The sequence below is a fragment of the Acinetobacter sp. YH1901134 genome (genome assembly GCF_013416965.1).
Lineage (GTDB): Bacteria > Pseudomonadota > Gammaproteobacteria > Pseudomonadales > Moraxellaceae > Acinetobacter > Acinetobacter amyesii.
On sequence record NZ_VPEW01000004.1, the window covers coordinates 121,099 to 142,035 of the forward strand.

The 20,937-nt window shown below is 40.1% G+C and carries 17 protein-coding genes and 1 pseudogene; 8 read left to right on the top strand and 10 right to left on the bottom strand.

Annotation, left to right across the window (positions count from 1 at the left end; genetic code table 11):
• The first annotated feature begins 3 nt into the window (after window positions 1–3).
• Window positions 4–3,609, top strand: coding sequence for an urea carboxylase (gene uca / locus FTV50_RS04485; protein ID WP_180023645.1), 3,606 nt, complete (start codon window positions 4–6; stop codon window positions 3,607–3,609).
• Between the two features lie 72 nt (window positions 3,610–3,681).
• Here the strand turns inward: uca and FTV50_RS04490 are convergent, their stop codons facing one another.
• The 3 genes from FTV50_RS04490 to FTV50_RS04500 all read right to left on the bottom strand — a co-directional run bounded on the left by FTV50_RS04490 (window position 3,682) and on the right by FTV50_RS04500 (window position 8,923).
• The gene (locus tag FTV50_RS04490; RefSeq protein ID WP_180023646.1) at window positions 3,682–5,601 is read right to left on the bottom strand and encodes an AAA family ATPase; all 1,920 of its coding nucleotides are present in this window, start codon (window positions 5,599–5,601) and stop codon (window positions 3,682–3,684) included.
• Window positions 5,602–5,685: 84 nt separating this feature from the next.
• Window positions 5,686–7,668: an esterase/lipase family protein gene (locus FTV50_RS04495; RefSeq protein ID WP_373683672.1), complete on the bottom strand. Its 1,983-nt coding sequence runs from the start codon at window positions 7,666–7,668 to the stop codon at window positions 5,686–5,688.
• Window positions 7,669–7,840: 172 nt separating this feature from the next.
• A complete protein-coding gene (locus FTV50_RS04500; protein WP_180023647.1) occupies window positions 7,841–8,923 on the bottom strand; it encodes a putative zinc-binding metallopeptidase in 1,083 nt (360 codons plus the stop codon).
• A 448-nt stretch (window positions 8,924–9,371) separates the two neighbouring features.
• On the opposite strand from FTV50_RS04500, the gene FTV50_RS04505 reads away from it, so the two are divergent.
• The 3 genes from FTV50_RS04505 to FTV50_RS04515 are packed head-to-tail and all read left to right on the top strand — an operon-like array spanning window position 9,372 to window position 11,039.
• Window positions 9,372–9,821 (top strand): ribbon-helix-helix protein, CopG family, encoded by a 450-nt coding sequence (locus FTV50_RS04505; protein WP_180023648.1) that lies wholly within the window; start codon window positions 9,372–9,374, stop codon window positions 9,819–9,821.
• Between the two features lies 1 nt (window position 9,822).
• Complete coding sequence (locus FTV50_RS04510) at window positions 9,823–10,020, top strand: hypothetical protein (RefSeq protein ID WP_180023649.1); 198 nt, start codon at window positions 9,823–9,825, stop codon at window positions 10,018–10,020.
• On the top strand, window positions 10,017–11,039 hold the full coding sequence (locus FTV50_RS04515; RefSeq protein ID WP_180023650.1) for an ABC transporter substrate-binding protein: 1,023 nt from the start codon (window positions 10,017–10,019) through the stop codon (window positions 11,037–11,039). The genes FTV50_RS04510 and FTV50_RS04515 overlap by 4 nt, the downstream gene beginning before the upstream one ends.
• A 127-nt stretch (window positions 11,040–11,166) precedes the next feature.
• Here FTV50_RS04515 and FTV50_RS04520 read toward each other — a convergent pair.
• Window positions 11,167–11,304: pseudogene (locus FTV50_RS04520) on the bottom strand (epoxyqueuosine reductase QueH); the annotation flags it as partial.
• Window positions 11,305–11,979: 675 nt separating this feature from the next.
• Between FTV50_RS04520 and FTV50_RS04525 the strand changes: the two are divergent.
• The 4 genes from FTV50_RS04525 (at window position 11,980) to FTV50_RS04540 (ending at window position 15,713) form a co-directional block, all read left to right on the top strand.
• On the top strand, window positions 11,980–12,969 hold the full coding sequence (locus tag FTV50_RS04525) for a putative oxygenase MesX (RefSeq protein ID WP_180023651.1): 990 nt from the start codon (window positions 11,980–11,982) through the stop codon (window positions 12,967–12,969).
• Between the two features lie 270 nt (window positions 12,970–13,239).
• Window positions 13,240–14,268 (top strand): methionine synthase, encoded by a 1,029-nt coding sequence (locus FTV50_RS04530; RefSeq protein WP_078193780.1) that lies wholly within the window; start codon window positions 13,240–13,242, stop codon window positions 14,266–14,268.
• Between the two features lie 104 nt (window positions 14,269–14,372).
• Window positions 14,373–14,867 (top strand): flavin reductase, encoded by a 495-nt coding sequence (locus FTV50_RS04535; RefSeq protein WP_180023652.1) that lies wholly within the window; start codon window positions 14,373–14,375, stop codon window positions 14,865–14,867.
• Window positions 14,868–14,912: 45 nt separating this feature from the next.
• Window positions 14,913–15,713 (top strand): sulfite exporter TauE/SafE family protein, encoded by an 801-nt coding sequence (locus FTV50_RS04540; RefSeq protein ID WP_180023653.1) that lies wholly within the window; start codon window positions 14,913–14,915, stop codon window positions 15,711–15,713.
• 140 nt (window positions 15,714–15,853) lie between these two features.
• Here the strand turns inward: FTV50_RS04540 and FTV50_RS04545 are convergent, their stop codons facing one another.
• The 6 genes from FTV50_RS04545 to FTV50_RS04570 form a co-directional block, all read right to left on the bottom strand.
• Entirely contained in the window at window positions 15,854–16,183 is a 330-nt protein-coding gene (locus FTV50_RS04545) for a multidrug efflux SMR transporter (RefSeq protein WP_180023654.1), read from the bottom strand.
• Between the two features lie 7 nt (window positions 16,184–16,190).
• On the bottom strand, window positions 16,191–17,072 hold the full coding sequence (locus tag FTV50_RS04550; RefSeq protein ID WP_180023655.1) for a hypothetical protein: 882 nt from the start codon (window positions 17,070–17,072) through the stop codon (window positions 16,191–16,193).
• The gene (locus tag FTV50_RS04555) at window positions 17,069–18,085 is read right to left on the bottom strand and encodes an isopenicillin N synthase family oxygenase (protein ID WP_180023656.1); all 1,017 of its coding nucleotides are present in this window, start codon (window positions 18,083–18,085) and stop codon (window positions 17,069–17,071) included. The genes FTV50_RS04550 and FTV50_RS04555 overlap by 4 nt, the downstream gene beginning before the upstream one ends.
• Window positions 18,086–18,166: 81 nt before the next feature.
• On the bottom strand, window positions 18,167–19,048 hold the full coding sequence (locus FTV50_RS04560) for an ABC transporter ATP-binding protein (protein WP_180023657.1): 882 nt from the start codon (window positions 19,046–19,048) through the stop codon (window positions 18,167–18,169).
• Window positions 19,048–19,992, bottom strand: coding sequence for an ABC transporter permease (locus FTV50_RS04565; RefSeq protein WP_111884691.1), 945 nt, complete (start codon window positions 19,990–19,992; stop codon window positions 19,048–19,050). The genes FTV50_RS04560 and FTV50_RS04565 overlap by 1 nt, the downstream gene beginning before the upstream one ends.
• 188 nt (window positions 19,993–20,180) lie before the next feature.
• Window positions 20,181–20,882, bottom strand: a complete 702-nt coding sequence (locus FTV50_RS04570; protein ID WP_180023658.1) for an NAD-dependent deacylase — start codon at window positions 20,880–20,882, stop codon at window positions 20,181–20,183.
• Window positions 20,883–20,937: the final 55 nt, after the last annotated feature.

Here is a 20,937-nt window from a genome sequence, read left to right on the forward strand (position 1 = left end):
AGCATGTTTAATAAAGTCCTCATTGCCAACCGTGGCGCAATCGCTTGCCGTGTGATCCGTACACTCAAAAAATTAGGCATTCAATCTGTTGCTGTGTATTCCGAAGCAGACCGTGATTCTTTGCATGTGACCTTAGCCGATGAAGTTGTATTTATTGGTGATAGTCCTGCCAGCCAAAGCTATTTAAATGTCGATAAAATTTTAGAAGTCGCAAAGCAAACAGGCGCTGAAGCGATTCATCCGGGTTATGGTTTCTTATCTGAAAATGCTGAATTTTGTGATCTGTGTGAAGCGCAAGGCATTGTATTTTTAGGGCCAAATTCGGCACAAATGAAATCTTTTGGCTTAAAACATACCGCGCGTGAGCTTGCGATTCAAGCCAATGTGCCACTGCTTCCGGGCAGTCAGCTTTTGGCAGATGAAGCAGAAGCTTTAGTTGAAGCAGCACGCATTGGCTATCCAGTGATGCTGAAAAGTACCGCAGGCGGTGGCGGTATCGGCATGCGTTTGGTGTGGAATGAAGAAGAGCTGAAAGATGCTTATTCTACGGTTTCTTATCTTGCCCAAGCCAACTTTAAAGATGCCGGTTTGTACCTTGAAAAATTCGTACAAAATGCCCGTCATATCGAAGTGCAGATTTTTGGTGATGGCAATGGCTTAGTTTTAGCACTCTGCGAGCGTGATTGTTCGGTGCAGCGCCGAAACCAAAAAGTGATTGAGGAAACCCCAGCACCGCATATCAATGATGATCAACGTGCCTATATTCAATCGGTTGCGATTGGGTTGATGCAGTCGGTGAATTACCGTTCGGCAGGCACAGTAGAATTTGTGATGGATACCGACACACAAGAATTCTATTTCTTGGAAGTGAATACCCGCCTGCAAGTTGAACATGGCGTAACGGAGCAAGTGTTTGGTGTAGACCTTGTGGAATGGATGGTCACTCTCGGTAGTGGCGATTGGATTGCACCAACGGCACCACTTGAATCGAAAGGTCATTCGATTCAAGTGCGTTTATATGCGGAAGACCCAATCAAAAACTTCCAACCGAGTGCAGGGCTTTTAACGCACGTTGATTTTGATGCGAATGCACGTAATGAAACTTGGGTTGAAACGGGTTCAAATGTCTCATCATTTTATGACCCGATGATTGCGAAAATCATTGTGACAGCGGATGATCGAGACTTGGCAATTGCTGCAATGACCGAAACACTCGGCAAAACATCGGTTGCAGGTATCGAAACCAATCTTGAATATCTACAAAACATTATCGACTGTGATGTATTTAAAGCCGGTACGCAAACCACACGATTCTTAAATACATTTGAGTGGAAAACCCAAAAAATTGAAGTGTTGCAATCAGGCATTCAAACTTCTGTGCAAGATGTCACAGGTCGTTTGGGCTATTGGGATGTGGGTGTACCACCATCAGGTGCCATTGATCCACTGTCACTTAATGTTGCGAATCAATTGTTAGGCAATGCATATAACACGGCAGGGCTTGAATGCACTTTGCAAGGACCAAGCTTAAAATTCCACTGTGATAGCCAAATTGTATTGGCGGGTGGTGATATGCCATCAACGCTTGATGGTGTGGCTGTGCCAATGTGGCAAACCGTGAATGTGCGTAAAGGACAGATTCTAAAATGTGGAAAAATCGCCACAGGTTGTCGTACCTATATCGGGATTAAAGGTGGTTTGAATGTACCTGAATATTTAGGCTCACAAGCGACTTTTACCTTGGGGCAGTTTGGTGGTCATGCCGGGCGTAACTTACTGATTGGCGATATGCTGCCAATTACAGCATTCACAAGCGATGAAATTAAAGCTCTTGCACCTGAACAAGTGCCTTCATTTAGCCATGAATGGGAAATTGCGGTGATGTATGGCCCACATGGTGCGCCTGATTTCTTTACCAAAAATGACATTGATACTTTCTTTGCCAATACTTTTGAGATTCACTTTAACTCAAGCCGTACAGGTATTCGTTTGATTGGTCCAAAACCGGAATGGGCACGTGAGGATGGTGGTGAAGCAGGTCTGCATCCATCAAATATTCATGACAATGCTTATGCCATTGGTGCGATTGATTTCACTGGTGATATGCCGATTATTCTCGGTCCAGATGGTCCAAGTCTCGGTGGTTTCGTTTGTCCTGCGGTGGTGATTCATTCTGAGCTATGGAAATTAGGTCAATTGAAAGCCGGTGACAAAGTTAAATTTGTGCCTGTGAGCTATCACCAAGCCAAAATGCTGAATGAAAAATATCATGCGCAACTAGAAGCTTCAGATACCCAAGCTGTCGTATTTGATGAGTCGTTCTATCCTGAACTCGCAACCTTAAAAAATGCCGTGCTTGATACCTTAAAAGGTGAAAATGGTGCGCCTGATGTGGTGTATCGTCCTGCCGGAAACAACTACATGTTGGTGGAATATGGTGAGTTGGTGCTTGATCTAAACTTACGCTTCCGTATTCATGCACTCATGCAATGGGTTCAAAAGCAAAATATCACAGGGATTATTGATCTCACACCAGGGATTCGTTCGCTGCAAATTCATTTTGATTCGATCAAGCTTGATCAAATTGATTTACTGCGTTTATTACAAGTTGCTGAAGCTGAACTGCCTGATGTGACCCAAATGCAAGTACCTTCACGGACTGTGTATTTACCACTCGCTTGGGAAGATTCGCAAACGCAATTGGCAACGGAACGCTATATGCAAACCGTACGTCCAGATGCGCCATGGTGTCCTGACAATATTGAGTTTATCCGTCGTATTAATGGTTTAAAAGACAAACAAGCGGTCAAAGATGTGGTTTATGACGCGAGTTATTTGGTCATGGGTTTGGGCGATGTGTATTTGGGTGCACCTGTCGCAACCCCACTTGATCCACGTCAGCGTTTAGTCACCACCAAATATAATCCTGCACGAACTTGGACACCTGAAAATGCTGTCGGTATTGGTGGTGCATATATGTGTGTCTATGGCATGGAAGGTCCGGGGGGCTATCAGTTTGTCGGTCGTACCACGCAAATGTGGTCACGCTACCGCAAAAATGCCGATTTTGAACAAGGCAAGCCATGGTTATTACGCTTCTTCGACCAAATTAAATTCTATGAAGTGTCTGAAACTGAACTCATGCAAATGCGTGAGGACTTTAAAGCAGGACGCTTAAAACTGCGTGTAGAAGAAGGTGTACTGAATCTAAAAGAATACAATGACTTCTTGACTGAAAATGCAGAATCTATTTCAGCATTTAAATCTGTCCAACAAGCCAATTTTGATGAAGAACGTCGTCGTTGGCATGAAGCTGGGCTTGCAGAATATGTTTCTGAAAGTTTGGATGCTGTAGTAGAAGACAGCGATATTCAAATTCCAGAAGGTGGCTGTGCAGTGGAATCGCACATGCCGGGCAGTATTTGGAAAATCGAATGTGCATCAGGCGATATTGTGGAAGAAGGTGCAACGCTTGCTGTAATTGAAGCGATGAAGATTGAGATTCCAATTATTGCACCTGAACGTATGAAGGTTTCTGAAATTACCATTGAAAAAGGGCAGACGGTGAAAACGGGGCAGGTGTTGTTTACGTTGTCGCCAGTGGCATAAAAAATCCTCCCTAACCCTCCTTTGAAAAAGGAGGTAATTTCCCCCTCTTTATTAAAGAGGGGTTAGGGGAATTTAAGAATTACATTTTTCGATATGTTTATAAATCCGCTCACACAATGCTTTCGCTTTTGGTGTCAGTTTCCAACCAGAGTTTTCATCAAAATCTTTAATAATCTCTCGGCAGAATTTTAATTTATCTTTAATTGTACCTACGCCAGGGCCATCTGCAAAAGCTGACTTTGTAGGTGAGGTAGATTTTTTGATTTTTTCATCAAGCAATCGACCAATGCCGTATAGGTTATTATCGAAATAATTATCTTCTGTAATACCGTCTATTAAAGAAATATCATAACTCTGTTTTACATTTTGAAGTCGAGGAAACTTTGCTTTTGCAACTCGAAGAATTGAATCTTTAGGTAAAGTATTTTCAGTTTCTTTACAGTCCAAAATAATTAAATTTTCTTTATTTAATTCCTTTCTTAATAACTTAATTTTTTCAGAATTTTTTTGTATGTCCCCATCAGCAATTAATAGCATGTCACTTGCAACTGCAGTTGCACTTTGACCTCGGTCTTGCTTTAAAAATTCGATTCTTTTTTCCCGTGTTTTAGGATAATCATCATCAAAAGACCAATGAGATAAATTACTGCCTGCATACTCCACAAAGGTGTAGTGATAATTAGGCATGAAACGACGATAATTTTTATAAAGATTTTCATCTGAATTTTCTAATTCAGCTAAATATTTTTCCATATATTTAGTGATGTACAGCCGATCTGTAATTCCTTCAACCCAAATCGTACAGTTTGCTAAATAAACAGAAGAAGGACGTACACCTAATGAAGCAAGCAGGTCACGATCTCGGTCACAACGGTAAATTTTGAAATCAAATTTAGTAGGATCTTCCTTTTTAGGTTCTTTAACAAACTTTTGAATCATGACTTGGTCAGATTCATCTGCCATATCTAGTAAGTGATTGGAGTGAGTTGTAAAGAAGTAATAATGGGGTGTTTCGTTTAGATAAAAATTCATCAATTGACGAACCATACCTGCATGCATGTGCAGTTCAGGTTCTTCTATGAAAAATGCGTGAGTTTCTGGATTTTCTTCGGTGTCTTTACTTTTAATATAAGCTTCATAAGTTAAGATTATGGCTTGTTGTAAGCCATCACCTAATTGAGAAATTGGGAATTGTTTATCTTTACCAATTTTAATATTTACAACATCTTGATCATGCTTAGGGATTAGTGAAACAGTCTCATTGTCAAAAAAATATTGACTTAATTTTTCTTCATAATCTTTAATTAGTTCACGTTGCTCAGGTTCACCTAAAAGATGAATTTTAAGTTCATTGTATAAGCATTCACCAGTAATAATATTGTTAGAATTAAATTTATTCGTATCTGAAAAATAATCTTTTTGGGCTCGTTTAATATAAGGCTGTGTATTCTCTTGTTCTGTGACAGGACGCATACCGCGTAGGATAGGGATATAGAATTTCTGCTTGAAATTATATTTATTATAAAATAACTCTAAATCAAAACGATATTTTTCGGTAATTTCATTAAATTTTAGCTTATTATTTTGATCATAGTATTGAAAAATCATGTTGATTTTTTCTGTAAGTATCTTAACAAAATCGAGCCGTGTTCTCTGTGGTTCTGGTGTCATGACATCCATAATTAATTTATTTAGTTGATTATAGTTATCTCCTCCATATCCGTTACCAAAACCGATATAACTTGAATGGCAAGACATGAGCGCTGTTTGTAGCTCACTTAAAGTATCATTGGGTGAGATATAGTTATAATTCTTAAGGTCATGTGGAGAGATAAAAAGTCCACGAAGAAATCTACTTTTTCCTGCATTATTCTTACCAATGAAAAAATTAAGTCGTTTGATTTCGATTACTTCATCATAGCCTGTTTCAGTATCATTATCTGATGTGTAGTTTTCTAAATTTTCTGCCCAATAATATAATTTTTCTGTCATATAGCCCCCAAAATATAGAGCTAATTTAGCAATAAAACACTGCTTTTAAAAGATAATTTATAAATACATAAAGCAATTTAATCGTTATTGATTCAACGCTTCATTATCCAAATGCTCTCTCAAAATGCGTCGCAACTCTAAAATGGCATCTGGAGACTCATGGATGGAATGTCCACCATTGAATATCTTTTCAGACACCGCGCCATCTAGATGAGAACTTGTATAGGGAACAATGCCATCCGACATTTTGCTCGGTTCATTACTTTGCGTCTGATTCCCAATAATAGAATGATAAGGAATATCTTTATTTGGCATGATGTCAGCAGACAACAGCATAAAACGTGATTTTTGACTTAAATCTGCTGGCCCAGACTTAATCAGGCCCATCGTTGAATTTTTTGCATTCGGGATTTCAACATTGACATCATTTAAAAAACTTAAAGGCAATACCACGATTTTTTTCGCCAAATTGGTAAACCAGCGGTCTGCATAGTCAGTACCATGATGCGGTGCGGCAATGAAAATTGCACGACTAACTGGCTTCAATGCTTTAAAGACAAAACGATCGCGGATAATTGGATGACGTTGTAACTGTGTATTTTGTTCATAGTTCATGAGTGGAATAGCTTGAGCGGAAATATCTGCATCACTAACCAATAAACGACTAATGATGCCGCCCATACTATGTCCGATAATGACAGCATCCTGAGCCGAAGGCGTATTGGGCTGAACAGTTGCAAATGCCTGTTTGAGTAAAGCATTGATTTGAAAACGACTCTCAAATATTGGCATATTGGTTGAGTAAAACACTTGCCAAACTTGGTAATGATCACGTAGTTTTTGATCACCCATAATATTATTGGTCAGGCCGATCCACGTTTCAGGACTGCTGGCTAATCCGTGAACCATGACAATAATCTTTTTATTGGGTTGATAAGGCTCTAACATAAACACATGTGGCATGCGCAAATGTTCTTCCTTATTCAGAAGTGTCCAATAGCCAGATTGTCCTAATTTATTTTCGGCTAACCAAAGTCCATAAGGCACAGAATAATTGGCTGTTAGCGTATAGGACTGAGATTCAATTTTTGCCTTTTTAAATTGATAGGGATTAAATAATTCAACCTTAAAGTCTGATTGCGGCGACAAAATTTCACTAATGCTGCTATTGGTTTTGGCAGGCTCTGCTATCGCACTGACTGATAAATAGCGTGCTGTATGGATATTGGGGTTGGGTTTATTTGAATAATATTGTTCAGGATCTAATATAAAAGGCTGCGCAGCAGACAGATCCGTGGCTTTTTTGACTAAGACAAATTCAGAGCCTATGCCTTCCTGACGGTTAATGGTTTTTAAGCCTGAAAAATTAAAATTATAGCTCGACTGTAATTTATCAATGTCCGCATTTTTGATTTCTGGATAATGTTCATAGTTAAAATGATAAAGCGATGAACCCAGCATTAAACTTTCAGGCATTTGCTGATAGTCAAAACGGCTGAATGATGAGGTGATTAAACGTGATAAAGCCACATTATAAAAGGTGCGGACTTGTCCCTGACGCAAATCAAATAACCGTTCTTCAGGGGCTTGAGCGGATTTAAATAGATAGACATAGCTGTAACGCAGACTGAAATCAAAGTCTGCAAGCTGCTGATCCATACACATTTTAATTTTGCTTGAAGCTAATTTTCCGCTGTGTTGTTTTAAGCTTTTTTTGCATTGTGGATTTTGATCGGCTCTTAAAGCACGTGCCATGTACAGCTCACTTGCTGCGGCATAGACTTGAGCAATATCTAAAGTTTCATTATTACGCATTTTGTGAATACAGCTTTCAAGCGCATTTAAACAAGATTGGTCGCTTTCATTCACCATTAACAGGATTTGATGGCTAAATGTACTGAGCTTCTGATGGGTTAATATGCTATCTGTTTTATTATTTAGTGACGCACTGAGTTGATTTTCTTGTAATTTGACCAATTGGCATCCACTAAGCAAACTCAGGCTGATGATACACATGAAACGAGCGGGTAAATGCGTGAAAGGCATCATTGGAAAGGTCACAGGCATCTATTTTTTGTTATTTTAACCTTTATAAAATAGTAAAAATAGGGCAGGTGTTACAGCGCTCAATCCAAGAAAATTACTACGTATACATCCTTTCAAACTAAGCTAATGTTCGAATGCTGTGATACCGAAAAGTTGATTTGAGATTCAAACACTGTCACGTGTTAAATTTAATCTAATTGTGCTGCTGATTTTTTAAGGTCATGTTGAGCAGTTTGTGGTGAATGAATCGTAATTTATCCAATACTGGATTCGACAATGTAAATGGATATGCATCATCTAAGCCCATGCTGCGGTTCAACGCATTTAAATTAAAGGTCAAGGTCATCCAGTGTTGCAGTAGTAGGTCAAAATCCTGAGCGCCAATCGGGTTTTCTTTTAATTCTAAATTATTCAAATCCGACTTATTGGTTTTGACCACTAATCCTGCATAGTAGGCTGTTTCTAGGGTGTCCATCATATGCAAATAATGCGCCCATGTTTCCGCCCAATCTTCCCAAGGATGCGTACTGGCATATGAACTGACATAGTAATCCGCCCAATTTTGTGGCGCACCGTCATTATAATGTCGTTTCAAAGCTTCACTATAATCTTGTCGTTCATCACCAAATAGTTCCCGAAATTCATCAATCAGCTCTGGGTGTAAATGTTTAATCAAATCAAAATAATAATGACCGCTTTCATGTCTAAAATGACCTAGAAGTGTACGGTAGTTTTCACCCATTTTTATACGCGTTGTTTCGCGGTAAATCACATCTGCTTCACTGGCATTTAAGGTAATAATGCCATTGGCATGACCAGTCATGACAGGTGTATTTTCTGTTGGCATGAGAAAATCAAAACGCAGCCCAAAACGGTCATCTTGACTGCGTTTAGGACGCGGCATGGTATTGAGCTGCTGCATCAAATATAAAAAACGCCGTTTGGCATGTTCCAATCGTGCCCAGTACACAATATGGTCTGGGTTATCTAGATTGGGAATGGTGTGCGTGAGCAAGCAAGATTCACAATAAATTTCTTCATTGTCGGCAGGTACCATCCAATTGCATACATGGTGGTGCTGATAATTATGACAAGGTTTAAAGCGTTTTCCCTTTATTTCAGGATTTAAGGCGAGCCATAACGTGCTGCTGTGCTTCTCAAAACAGCCCATTTGCTTTTCAGAGGCAATATAACCCAGCGCAGTCTGACAATTGACACAGTGTGAATTGGCAAAAAATATTTGGTTAGAACAGACCGCGCAGCTGAAATACTTCATAGGCGTTGAGTGATTAATAGTAAGATTAATCAGTATAAATGATGTTCAATGTTGATGAAATAAATTGAACTTCAAGTTTGTTACATGCCGGTCAATGCTCTTGTTTAAGAACAACGACCTTTAGAAATAGTCTTTCATCAAATAATACATCGCAGCAATAGTGCAAAGGGGTCTCGATGAGTGCATTTATTGCACAAATCATGAACAGTAAAATTTAAAAGAAAGTTAAAAGAACAAAATAATCGATCATTTTTTGTATTTCTCACTTGGCACAGATTCTGCATTTCTATCGATATTACGAAATAAATATTTTGTATTACTCAAACAGGAGATGCATATGAACCGCCATCAATCTGCAACATTTCTGCATCAATTAAAGCAATTTTTTATTGAGCTACTGAGCGCCCGTGCGGGTTTCTATATTCAGCAAAAAAAATAAGGAAAAACAGTGCCTAAACAAAAGCTGGCGCGTATCAGTATTACCGTGCCTGAAAAAACAGTCGATGCTTTGGATCAAAAAATTGTCGATCAGCATTATGAAAGCCGTTCTCAGGCCATTGTCGACATGATCAATAAGCATCTGATTGCCGATCAGGAGCAGCGCAACGAAGTGATGGTTGGCACATTTACCTTACTTTATGACGCAAGTAGTACGGCGCTACGTATTCAGCTTTTAGATTTACAGCAGCAGTTTTTAGAACAAGTGGTGAGTTCGCTGCATATTCAACTCGATGACCACAAAATTTTAGAAGTCATGATTCTGCAAGGCGTCAGTTCAGAGCTCAAAGTTATCAGTCAGCATTTTTCAGCACTTAAAGGTGTGATTAAAGGACATTTGGAGTTGATGGACGCTGTAATGCCGCCAATTCCGCAAAATGCAAAGGATTTAGGAGTTTAAAATGGGCCAATTATATCGATCACAAGGTCAGTTTAAAGATCAAATTACAAACCAAAAGCAAGCACATGCTAATGCAGCCAACCATAGACCAAATCGTGCAAAGCGTAATGCTCAATCTGTCAGTAATCCGAATACACCATCGTTTTTGAACACCAATACCAAATTTAACTGTAATGCCATCGGGGAAATCGAACTATGATCAAAAAAGCCTGCTTATCTGCATCCGTTGTGACCGCTATCTTACTGGGGGGGTGTGACAATACAGCCAAAACACCTGAACCAAACGCGCAAGCAGAAGGCACAGTCAATACAAAAGCCATCACGATCGGCTATAGCGACTGGCCTGGTTTTGTCGCATGGCAAGTTGCTATTGAAAAAGGCTGGTTGAAAGAAGCCGGTGTCAATGTAGACTTTAAATGGTTTGATTATTCAGCCTCACTATCTGCATTTGCTGCAAATCAGTTGGATGCCGTTTTGGTCACCAATGGTGACAACTTAGTCACAGGTTCTGGCGGCACGAAAGGCGTCATGATTATGGCGACGGACTATTCTGCGGGTAATGATGTCATCATTGCTAAAGATGGCATCAATAGCCTTGCCGATCTAAAAGGAAAAAGTGTCGCGACAGAAAAAGGCTTGGTTGATCATTTGCTTTTGACGACGGCTTTGGATGATGCAAAAATTCAAGCTACTGAAGTGAAGTTGGTCAACACCATGACCAACGAGCTGCCACAAGTATTTGCAAGTCCTGATATTGCAGCGATTGCCGTGTGGCAACCAGTCGCAAATCAAGCGCTGAAAGCTGTTGCTGGCTCTAAAATTATTTATACATCGAAAGATAAACCCGGTCTGATTTATGACACATTAACCGTCAACATGGCGCATTTATCTGCTAACAAAGAAGAATGGAAAAAAATCATTCAAGTTTGGGATAAAACAGTTAAATACATCAACGCCCCTGCAACGCATGCCGATGCAGTGAAAATCATGTCGACCCGTGTTGGTGTTGATCCTGCACAATATGAACAGTTTATTGGCGGGACACATTTACTGGATTTAGCTGCCAACAAACAAGTCTTTAAAAAAGGAACTGGTTTTGACTCGATTTATGGTTCTAGCTACCACGTAAATAAATTTAATGTTGCCAATGGCATTTATAAAACCGAAATGGATGTCGATGGATCAATCTATCCAGCTTTGGTTGAAGAACTAAAATAATTTGAAATATAACTAAAAAAAGCCCTGAATGGTGTAAATTCTTCGGGGCTAACAACATCAATTTAATGTCCCAATAACTTATGCCTTCATAATATGAAGCGGAGCGATGACCACAGTCATTAATCTACTTCTTATTTTTCCAGCGTGAAATTCCCAGTGAGCTACTAATTAAGCTAAAACCATGTTCTGCCGCATAAAGTGCAGTACGCTCGAAGCGCATATCAAAACACATCGTGCAACGAATGCCTTTTTCAGGCTCATTTTCATACCTGACCTACTGGGAGAGTCAGTGTCTGACGTTCTAATTTATTAGACATGATTTTAAGAAGGTATAAGTATAAACAGAATATTTTAGCGATTCCTTAACATACCAAAGCTCGAATATGCTGATTTTTTCTAAGTATAAGTTGAGTCATATTCAGTATATTGACTAAAAAGCTGAAACGACATGAATATATGCTTATTTCATATTTTGTTTATCTATTTATGGCAAGGTTTAAGAACTTTATAGCTCAGGACAAAAGTATATTAGTGTTACAGATTCAATATTAAAACAATTAGTGATTTGATCTTTTTTCATTTTAAAGTTAGAAAAATTCACCCTAATGAATAAATCGCTAAATTTTGAGAGTTGAGATATTGAGCCAATCTGTACGATTCGACACATTTCAGATGTGTGTTTGAATGAAAAAATTTTCATTGAATTTTTTTTAAGCCCTTATTTATATTAAATAAAATTTAAATGCTACCTGGGTGGCAGTTTTTTTATCGCCAGTTGAATGATGCATAGTTGAAGAAAATTCATTGTATTTAAATCTTAAACATGAATTTATCTCACTTTGAGTTGAGGTTAAATCATTTTTATTCATCTTAAGTTTCACGTATAAATTACTTCATACAGAAATTTTGATTATTTTTAATTTTAGGGTAGTGAATCTCCATGAGTCATAAATTTGCATGTTCAATCAAACGTATCCGCTTTGATGAAAACTATAAACCAGCTGACAATACACGTTTAACAACGAACTTTGCCAATTTGGCACGTGGTGAACACCGTGAAGAGAATCTGCGCCGTACTTTGGCAATGATTAATAACCGTTTCAATAGTTTAGCTACTTGTGACAACCCAAATGCAGATCGTTATTCACTTGAAATTGACATCATTTCGGCTGAACTCGATGTGGAAGGCAATGGTCAAACTTTCCCATTTATTGAAACTTTAAAGAGCACCATCATCGACCATAAAACCAATGAACGCATTGAAGGCATGATCGGCAACAGTTTTTCATCGTATGTACGTGACTATGACTTCAGTGTGGTATTACCAGCACTCGGCTGTAAGTTCAATGAAAAACCTGAAGATTTTGGTGATTTACACGGCAAGCTATATCAACACTTGATCAATTCTGACGTATTCAAAGCTGAATTTAAAAAACAGCCTGTCATCTGTTTAAGTATTTCAACGACAAAAACCTATTACCGTACTGCAAATGTGCATCCGATCTTAGGTGTGGAATACACTAATGATGATTATTCACGTACCGATGACTATTTTGCAAAAATGGGCTTAAGCGTTCGTTACTTCAAACCTGAAAATGCGACTGCACCATTGGCATTTTATTCAGCAAATAACTTGCTCAGCGACTATACAGATTTCGAATTGATCAGCGCGATCAGCACCATGGAAAGCTTCCAAAAAATCTACCGTCCTGAAATTTACAATACCAATGCGACAGCAGGTTTAGTGTATCAACCAAGCTTAAGCTTTGGCGATTACTCATTAACTCGTATTGTGTATGACCGTGTTGAACGTGGTCAGTTGGCGGTTAAACAGGGCAAATGGACAGAAGAGAACTTTATGCAGCCATATAAAGACATTCTGAATGAGTGGGCGGCTAATTTTAGTATTGAAAATGCAGCCGCAGCTTAATTTTAAATCACTTGTGATTTAAAGCAGCTGTTTAAAAGAATATGTTTCATGCATCAGTTAATTTGTGATCAATATTTATTTCGTAAAGAAATTTCCCTCTCCTTTTAAGGAGAGGGTTAGGGAGAGGATTTATATGAAATGCTCCCTCATCCTCTTGCGGAGCATGCTCCTCATCCCATAGGGAGAAGGGACTTTCAATATGAATTTAATAATCAATTGATAACTTTTTGGTTTTTGCAAAATTTAGAATATAGAGATAGAAGATCGAATATGGCCATTTTACTCCCAACTTCAACTGCTGGCAGCTTACCTAAACCGTCTTGGCTGGCTGAACCTGAAAAATTGTGGTCAGCATGGAAACTTGAAGGCGAAGAATTATTAGATGCAAAGCGTGATGCGTTGAAATTATCTTTGCATGAACAAATCCATGCAGGCATTGATATTGTCAGTGATGGTGAACAAACCCGTCAGCATTTTGTAACCACATTTATTGAACATCTTGAAGGTGTTGATTTCGAAAAGCGTGAAACGATGCGTATTCGTAATCGTTATGATGCAAGTGTACCGTCAGTAGTGGGTGAAGTATCTCGTAAGAAAGCAGTGTTTGTCGATGATGCAAAATTCCTACGCAGCCAAACCAATCAGCCGATCAAATGGGCTTTGCCTGGCCCGATGACGATGATTGATACTTTGTATGATGGCCATTACAAGAGCCGTGAAAAATTGGCTTGGGAATTTGCTAAAATCCTGAATCAAGAAGCGTTAGAGCTTGAAGCGGCAGGCGTGGATATTATTCAATTTGATGAGCCTGCGTTTAACGTATTTTTTGATGAAGTCAATGACTGGGGCATTGCGACCTTAGAGCGTGCGCTTGAAGGTTTGAAATGCGAAACAGCCGTTCACATTTGCTATGGTTACGGTATTAAAGCCAATACTGATTGGAAACAAACTTTAGGTAATGAATGGCGCCAATACGAAGAATCATTCCCGAAATTGCAGCAATCGAAGCTCGATATCATCTCGCTTGAATGCCAAAACTCTCGTGTACCGATGGATTTAATCGAACTCATCCGCGGTAAAAAAGTGATGGTTGGCGCCATTGATGTAGCAACCAATCAGGTTGAAACAGCAGAAGAAGTAGCAAATACATTACGCAAAGCGCTTCAGTTTGTAGATGCCGACAAGCTATATCCTTCAACAAACTGCGGTATGGCACCTTTACCTCGCCAAGTGGCGCAAGGCAAACTAAATGCGTTAAGCGCAGGCGCTGCCATTATTCGTCAAGAATTGACCGCATAAATTCGAGCTGACTCAATTTCATGTAGGGGTAAGAAGGAAATGAAATTCCCTATTGCCCAAACCTGAGAAAGAGATAAGCCATATAGACCATAGAGATTGAAGAGATGATTGAAGCAACTGATTTTAGAAATGCAATGTCTTTATTGACGACGGCAGTCAACGTGATTACGACTGAGGGTGAAGCAGGCATGCATGGATTTACAGCATCAGCAGTATGCAGTGTGACAGATACACCGCCAACTTTGCTGGTTTGTATGAATCAATCATCTCGTTCTCATGCGCATTTTCTTGAAAATAAAGTTCTTTCTGTCAATGTTTTAGGCGCACAGCATGAGCAAATTTCCAATGCTTTTGCTTCAAGCAAATTCAATTCGGAAGAGCGTTTTAAATTGGGTTCTTGGACTGTATTAGAAACAGGTTCACCGATATTAAAAGATGCTTTGGTCAGTTTTGACTGTCAGATTGAACAGATTCAAGAAGTGGGTACGCACAGTGTGTTTATGTGCCGTGTGGTTGCAATCAAGCAAAGTCAGCAGGAGGAAAGCTTGGTATATTTCAACCGCGCTTATCATGCTGTGGGTCAAGTCGAGTTGGCTTAAACCAGTCAGACTTCTTCAATACATCTTTTTAAAAGTATCTATTTCGTGGAACTCATTACTTTCTTAATTATTGGCGCATTTGCTGGTTTTGCTGCAGGGCTGTTTGGCGTTGGCGGCGGTACTATCATTGTGCCATTGCTTTATATTGTTTTTAGCCAAATGGGTTATAGCCCCGATGTGATTATGCATTTGGCGCTCGGCACGTCTTTGGCTACGATTGTTGTGACATCGATCAGCTCCTTGATGGCGCACAATAAAAATGGCGCTGTGATTTGGCCTGTATTTAAAAATTTAGCTCCGCCTATGGCGATTGGCTGTTTTGCAGGCGCGGGCATTGCAGGATGGCTGTCGGGCTTGCATCTGCAAATGATTGTCGGTGTATTTTTACTTTGGGTGGCTTATACCATGTTTATGGGAGCAAAAAAGCCAGTCGATCTAAACAAAGCACTGCCATCTACAGGCAAGCAAATTGCAGCGGGCTCGGGTATCGGCGTTGCATCGGCCATCTTCGGCATTGGCGGCGGCAGTATTACGGTGCCGTATTTAACGGCAAATGGCGTGGTGATGCAAAAAGCGGTCGGGACGTCTGCCGCTTGCGGTTTACCTATTGCCATTGCTGGGGCATTGGGCTTTATGTTCTTTGGCATGCAGCAGCATGTTGAAATTCCAAATACCATTGGCTTTATTCATATCTATGCCTTTTTGGGCATTAGTGTGATGAGTTTCTTTACGGCTAAATATGGCGCGAAAACTGCGCATGCGCTTTCACCAGCAGTACTGAAAAAATGTTTTGCTGTGCTGTTATGTATTGTTGGATGCTTTTTTCTAGTGAAAGGCATTTTATAGTGGCAGACTGATCACAGTTAATTCATTCGAAACGTATGCTCTAGTGTGCAACAGCAAGCTAGAGCATTTTTATCTATAGCAATTTAAGTCTTTAAAATTTCAGAGATATTATTTAAAAAATTCATTTTAAAACTGACATTTCAAAGCTCTGTGCTTTTAGAAAAAACATTAATAATCACAATACCCAATAAAATAAAGGCCAAACCAATCATGGCAGGTAGGTCTAAATTTTGTTTAAACACAATCCAGCCCACACAAGAAATCAGTACAATGCCTGCAGCAGACCACATGGCGTAGGCCAATCCCATAGGAATCGATTTAAAGGTCAAACCTAAAAAAAAGAGCGCAATGGCATAGCCCAATACGGTAAAAATAGTCGGCACAAGTTCAGTAAAGCCATTGCTGGCTTTTAAGGCGGACGTGGCAACCACTTCAGCAATGATTGCGATGAGCAAATATATAAACGACATCGATTTCCTATAGACATTCTATTGCATGGTGCAAGAGGTGCTGTTTTTCATTTCGTAACCAATCTGTACTTTCTGTCGTGGTATCAGTGTGATGCTGAAATGCATAATGTGGAACATAAATATCCACCTCGTACATCAGCTGTACTGCTTGACCATTAATAATGACGTTTTGCATCAAATGTGTTTCATCAATAACTTTAAAATCATCAAAATTAAGTGATTGATCTTGCTGAAAGGAAGTCGTTGTAAGGTGCTTATGCAGACCATCAATAGCGATGGATACTTCAAAGCTTTCAATCACCGTTTCATACATAGTAGGTGCAGATGATATGTTGATGCTGGCAACTGTTTGCTGATCTGTAGGTAAACGGCTCAGTGCGAAGGCCACATGCTTATCACAAATAATTAAACCGCCATCCATCTGCAAGGGTTGATGACTTTCTACATCGAGGGCTGACTGCAACCGCAGGCCTAAAAATAGCCCTTCATGAACTTGTTGACGCCAGTCTTCAACATAGGCATTGCTTGGAGAGAATTCTAAAATACAGTTGCCAATCGCATGCAGTTTTGCAGGTTCTGGCCAATGCACATGATTTTGATAATTTGAGTGTGCTTTAACGTCCCAAGACAATAATTGCTGTTCAGCATCCCAAAGAGTGTTGCCAATCCAGCCTTGACGTTCATTCACTGGCGTATTTTCACGGCTTTTTAAACGTAGATCGATGGTGAAACTACGTGACTGAAACCAATACACAATGGTCTTTTCATCCGTCAAACCATTTGAAAAACTAATGCTTTTACGGCGAAAAGCACCATATAAATAGTCTGGAATAGGACCTGAAACCTCTTGGCTGGCTGGAAGCTGTGCTAAAGCCTGAAATAGATTCATGCGCTTGCTCCTTGTGCTTCTGTATTTTCATCCATACCAAATGATGACAATGGCACAGCATTTCTAAGACTTAGCTCTCCTGAAGCGATACGTTTTTTGAGATAACTAAAGGTTTGCGCGGTTTGATTAAATAAATGTTCGCCACCAATTAGGGGCTGATATTTGGGCGCTTCAGTAGAATGTACAGGCTCAATAATTGTTTCGTAATTACAGGCGCAGAACAGAGGGAAGGAGTAACGTTCTTCAGAGACTTTTTTAACACGGTGTTTGGTGGCCAAATATTTGCCATTCGACAAAATTTCCATCATGTCGCCAATATTCATCACCAAGGTATTTTCAATCAATGGAATATCCATCCATTCACCTTGTTTATTTAATACTTGCAAACCCGGTGCAGTCGGCAAGAGCAGTGTAAAACACTCATAGTCTGTATGTGCGCCAATACCTTCAGCGTCTTTCACTTCAGGGTTATACGGATAATGGATTAGACGCAGTTGGCTGGTCGCATGGGTAATTTTGCGCTCAAAAAAATGCTCATCTACATTCAAAGCTAAAGCAAAGGCCTGAAAAATCTGCTCACTAATACTGCGTAAATGGCAGTAATAATCACTGACGGTACTTTTAAATGTGGCATCATTTGGCCATAAAGTAGGGCCAAGCAAAGGAAATGCCGTAGTTTCACCGTGGTAATCATAATTGACGTCATAGGCTTCTTTTAAGTCGTAGCTGTTGCCTGCAAATTGTTCTTCACCAATTGGCACATAGCCACTATGATTTTTCGACAGCCCAATATAGTGTTGCATTTTACTGGCGGTATCTTGTTGAAAATAACACTTTGCAACCTGAATCAGTGATGTCGCAAAATCAAAATTGAACTGATCACCTTTTAAATAAAGAAAACCAACATCTTTACAGGCTTGATCCAATGCAGAGGCTACTTCTAAGCGTTCTGACAGTAGCGTGCTTTGTATTTTCGATATATCAACAAGTGGCAAAACATAAGATTCATTCATCTTCAATTCCTATAATGTTGGCCGTCCAACGCTGTAGTACATCATTTAGGCCGTCCTAAAGATGAAGAGGGATTAATCCAGTTATTTTTGCGTACTGACTTGGGTCATACGCGGAATTTTCGGTAGGTTTTCCATCGCTGGGTCGAGCTCGTCTTCCTGCGCATGTACCAAGAAATCCACCCGTTCGCGCAGTTGTTTAAATTCAGGACTCAGCATGAGTTCAGGATTACGAGGACGGGGTAAATCGACCTCAATAATTTCTTTAATTTCACCAGGATTGGCTTTGAGCGCCACAATACGATCCGCCAATAGAATCGCTTCATCCATATCGTGGGTCACAAAAATAATCGTGATATCAATGTTTTGCCAAAGATCCATTAAATGTTTTTGCATTTTTTGACGGGTATGCGGGTCAAGCGCGCCAAACGGTTCATCCATCAATAATATTTTGGGTTCATTGACCAATGCTCGGGCAATCGCAACACGCTGTTTCATCCCGCCAGAAAGCTCATGCGGGTACTGATCTTGGTATTTTTCTAGACCAATAATATCAATCCATTCGCGGGCGCTGGATTCAGCCGAAGCATTGCTGGCACCTTTCATTAAAGGGCCGAACATCACATTTTCTTTGACTGTTTTCCATGGAAAAAGCGTGTAGCCTTGAAACACCTTGCCACGCTCAGGGCTTGGGCCTTCAATCGCTTGGCCATCGACCAGCAATTCACCGCTACTGTAAGGGTCAAGTCCAGCCACAATTCGGCTAAAGGTCGATTTACCGCAACCCGATGGGCCAATCACGCAGATAAATTCACGTTTATGAATCTTTAAATCCAACTGATTTAAAATAGTGCGTTCAGTTTTGCCGTGCTTAAAACTTTGTGTGAGTTTTTTTGCTTCTAAAATGACAGGTCGCGCATAAATTGCATCGAAATACGTGCTGGAATTAAATTCTGTGCTGTTCATTATTTTGCTCCTGCTTTCCATTTAAATAGACGTTGACCGAGTTTCATCAGAACCACATCACACACCAAGCCAATCACCCCAATGATGAGGATAGCGGCATAAACATTGTCAAAGTTTTGGTAACGCGCTTGTTGGGTAATAAACCATGTAATCCCAGATGTTGTGCCGATCAGTTCAGATACGATCAGATAGGTCCAAGCCCAGCCGAGCAATACACGCAAGTCGCGGTAAATATCGGGTAGTGCCGCTGGAATCACCACATGAAATAAGCTTTTCAATTTATTGGTGCCCAACGTAAAACCTGCTTCGATCAGGCCACGGTCTACCATCCGTGTGGTATTCGCAATAATTAGAATTTGCTGAAATAGGGTACCAATCACAATAATGGCGATTTTAGGTGCATCATTAATGCCTAAAATTGCAACGGCTAAGGCACCAAAAGCAGGAGCGGGCAAGTAACGGAAAAACTCAACAAAGGGTTCTGTCAGTTGTGATATTTTTTGAGAAAAACCGCAAAGAATACCCAGCGGAATACCGATGAGAGAGGCAATAAAAAAAGCGCTGAACACAATTTTAATACTGTGCCATAAGCTTTGATGAAACCATGGGGCATCAGGTTGGGCAGGCGGGGTGATAAAGGCTGTAACCAGCGCTTTTGCCACTTTATGCGGTGCTGGTAGATAGATCGGATTGACCAGTTTACCTTGAGGTGGTGCTAAACCTGCATTGACCGCAGATTGCGCTTCGGCATAAAACACCGCTTTGTCTACACGGCTATCGACCTGAAAATACGGCACACTGCCAGACTGCGTTATTTGCACCTGTGGATGCCATAAAAATGGCAAATAACTCACTGCACACCAAATGAGCACAGGAATTAAAAATGATCCTAAGCCAAGCAATAGCTTACTTTTCGGACTGAGCTCTCTTGCGACATAACCCATACTGACCAAGCCCCAATATTACTTTTTTAATAAAACGTAATACTATTAAGCAATTTGAATGCCAAACGCTTGTATGCCGTGTTTTATTGGCCTTATGCAAAGTTAGATAGGCTATAAACAGCAAAAAGCCTGCAAAAGAAGCAGGCAATATTAGTTTTTTTGATCGATACTGATGCCAAAATGTGCTTTTATGGCGCAACCAATTGCAAAAAAAGTTTTTTCATTCCTTCACTCGCGCCTGCTTTAATCAATTGATACTGCTCAGGTACGCGTTGATAGTCTGCTTTCGGGTCGATATAAAATGCACGGCAGTTGGCAGGGATTTCGTGAATTAATCCAGCCACAGGATAGACTGCCAGACTTGTGCCAATCACAATAAAAATATCTGCTGTTTGTACACTTACACTGGCATCTTCATAGGCAGGAACTGCTTCGTCAAACCAGACCACATGTGGCCGTAAAGGATAACCCTCAGGGCATTTGTCGGTCTCTAAGTTTAAATCAGTACCTTCAATAGGGAAAAATTCCTGCGTGTATTGCGCCTGAGGGCCAGAGCTTTTTGCGTAACGAATATTGCCATGCAGATGCAGTACATTGTGACTGCCTGCACGTTCGTGTAAGTCATCAATATTTTGTGTGATGACTTGTACATCAAAAAAATCATCGAGTTCAGCAATCAATTTATGCGCTGCATTAGGATCTGCGGCTAAAATATGTTTACGGCGTTCATTATAAAAACGCTGTACTAAAGCTGGATCGCGTGCCCAAGCTTCAGGTGTGGCCACATCTTCAATGCGATGCTGCTCCCAAAGACCATCACTGTCACGGAAGGTATTGATGCCGCTTTCTGCGCTCATACCAGCACCTGAAAACACCACAATTTTTTGCATAGATTATAGCCTTATATTTTAATTGATGCTTCCATTAGGTACGGTTACATGTATT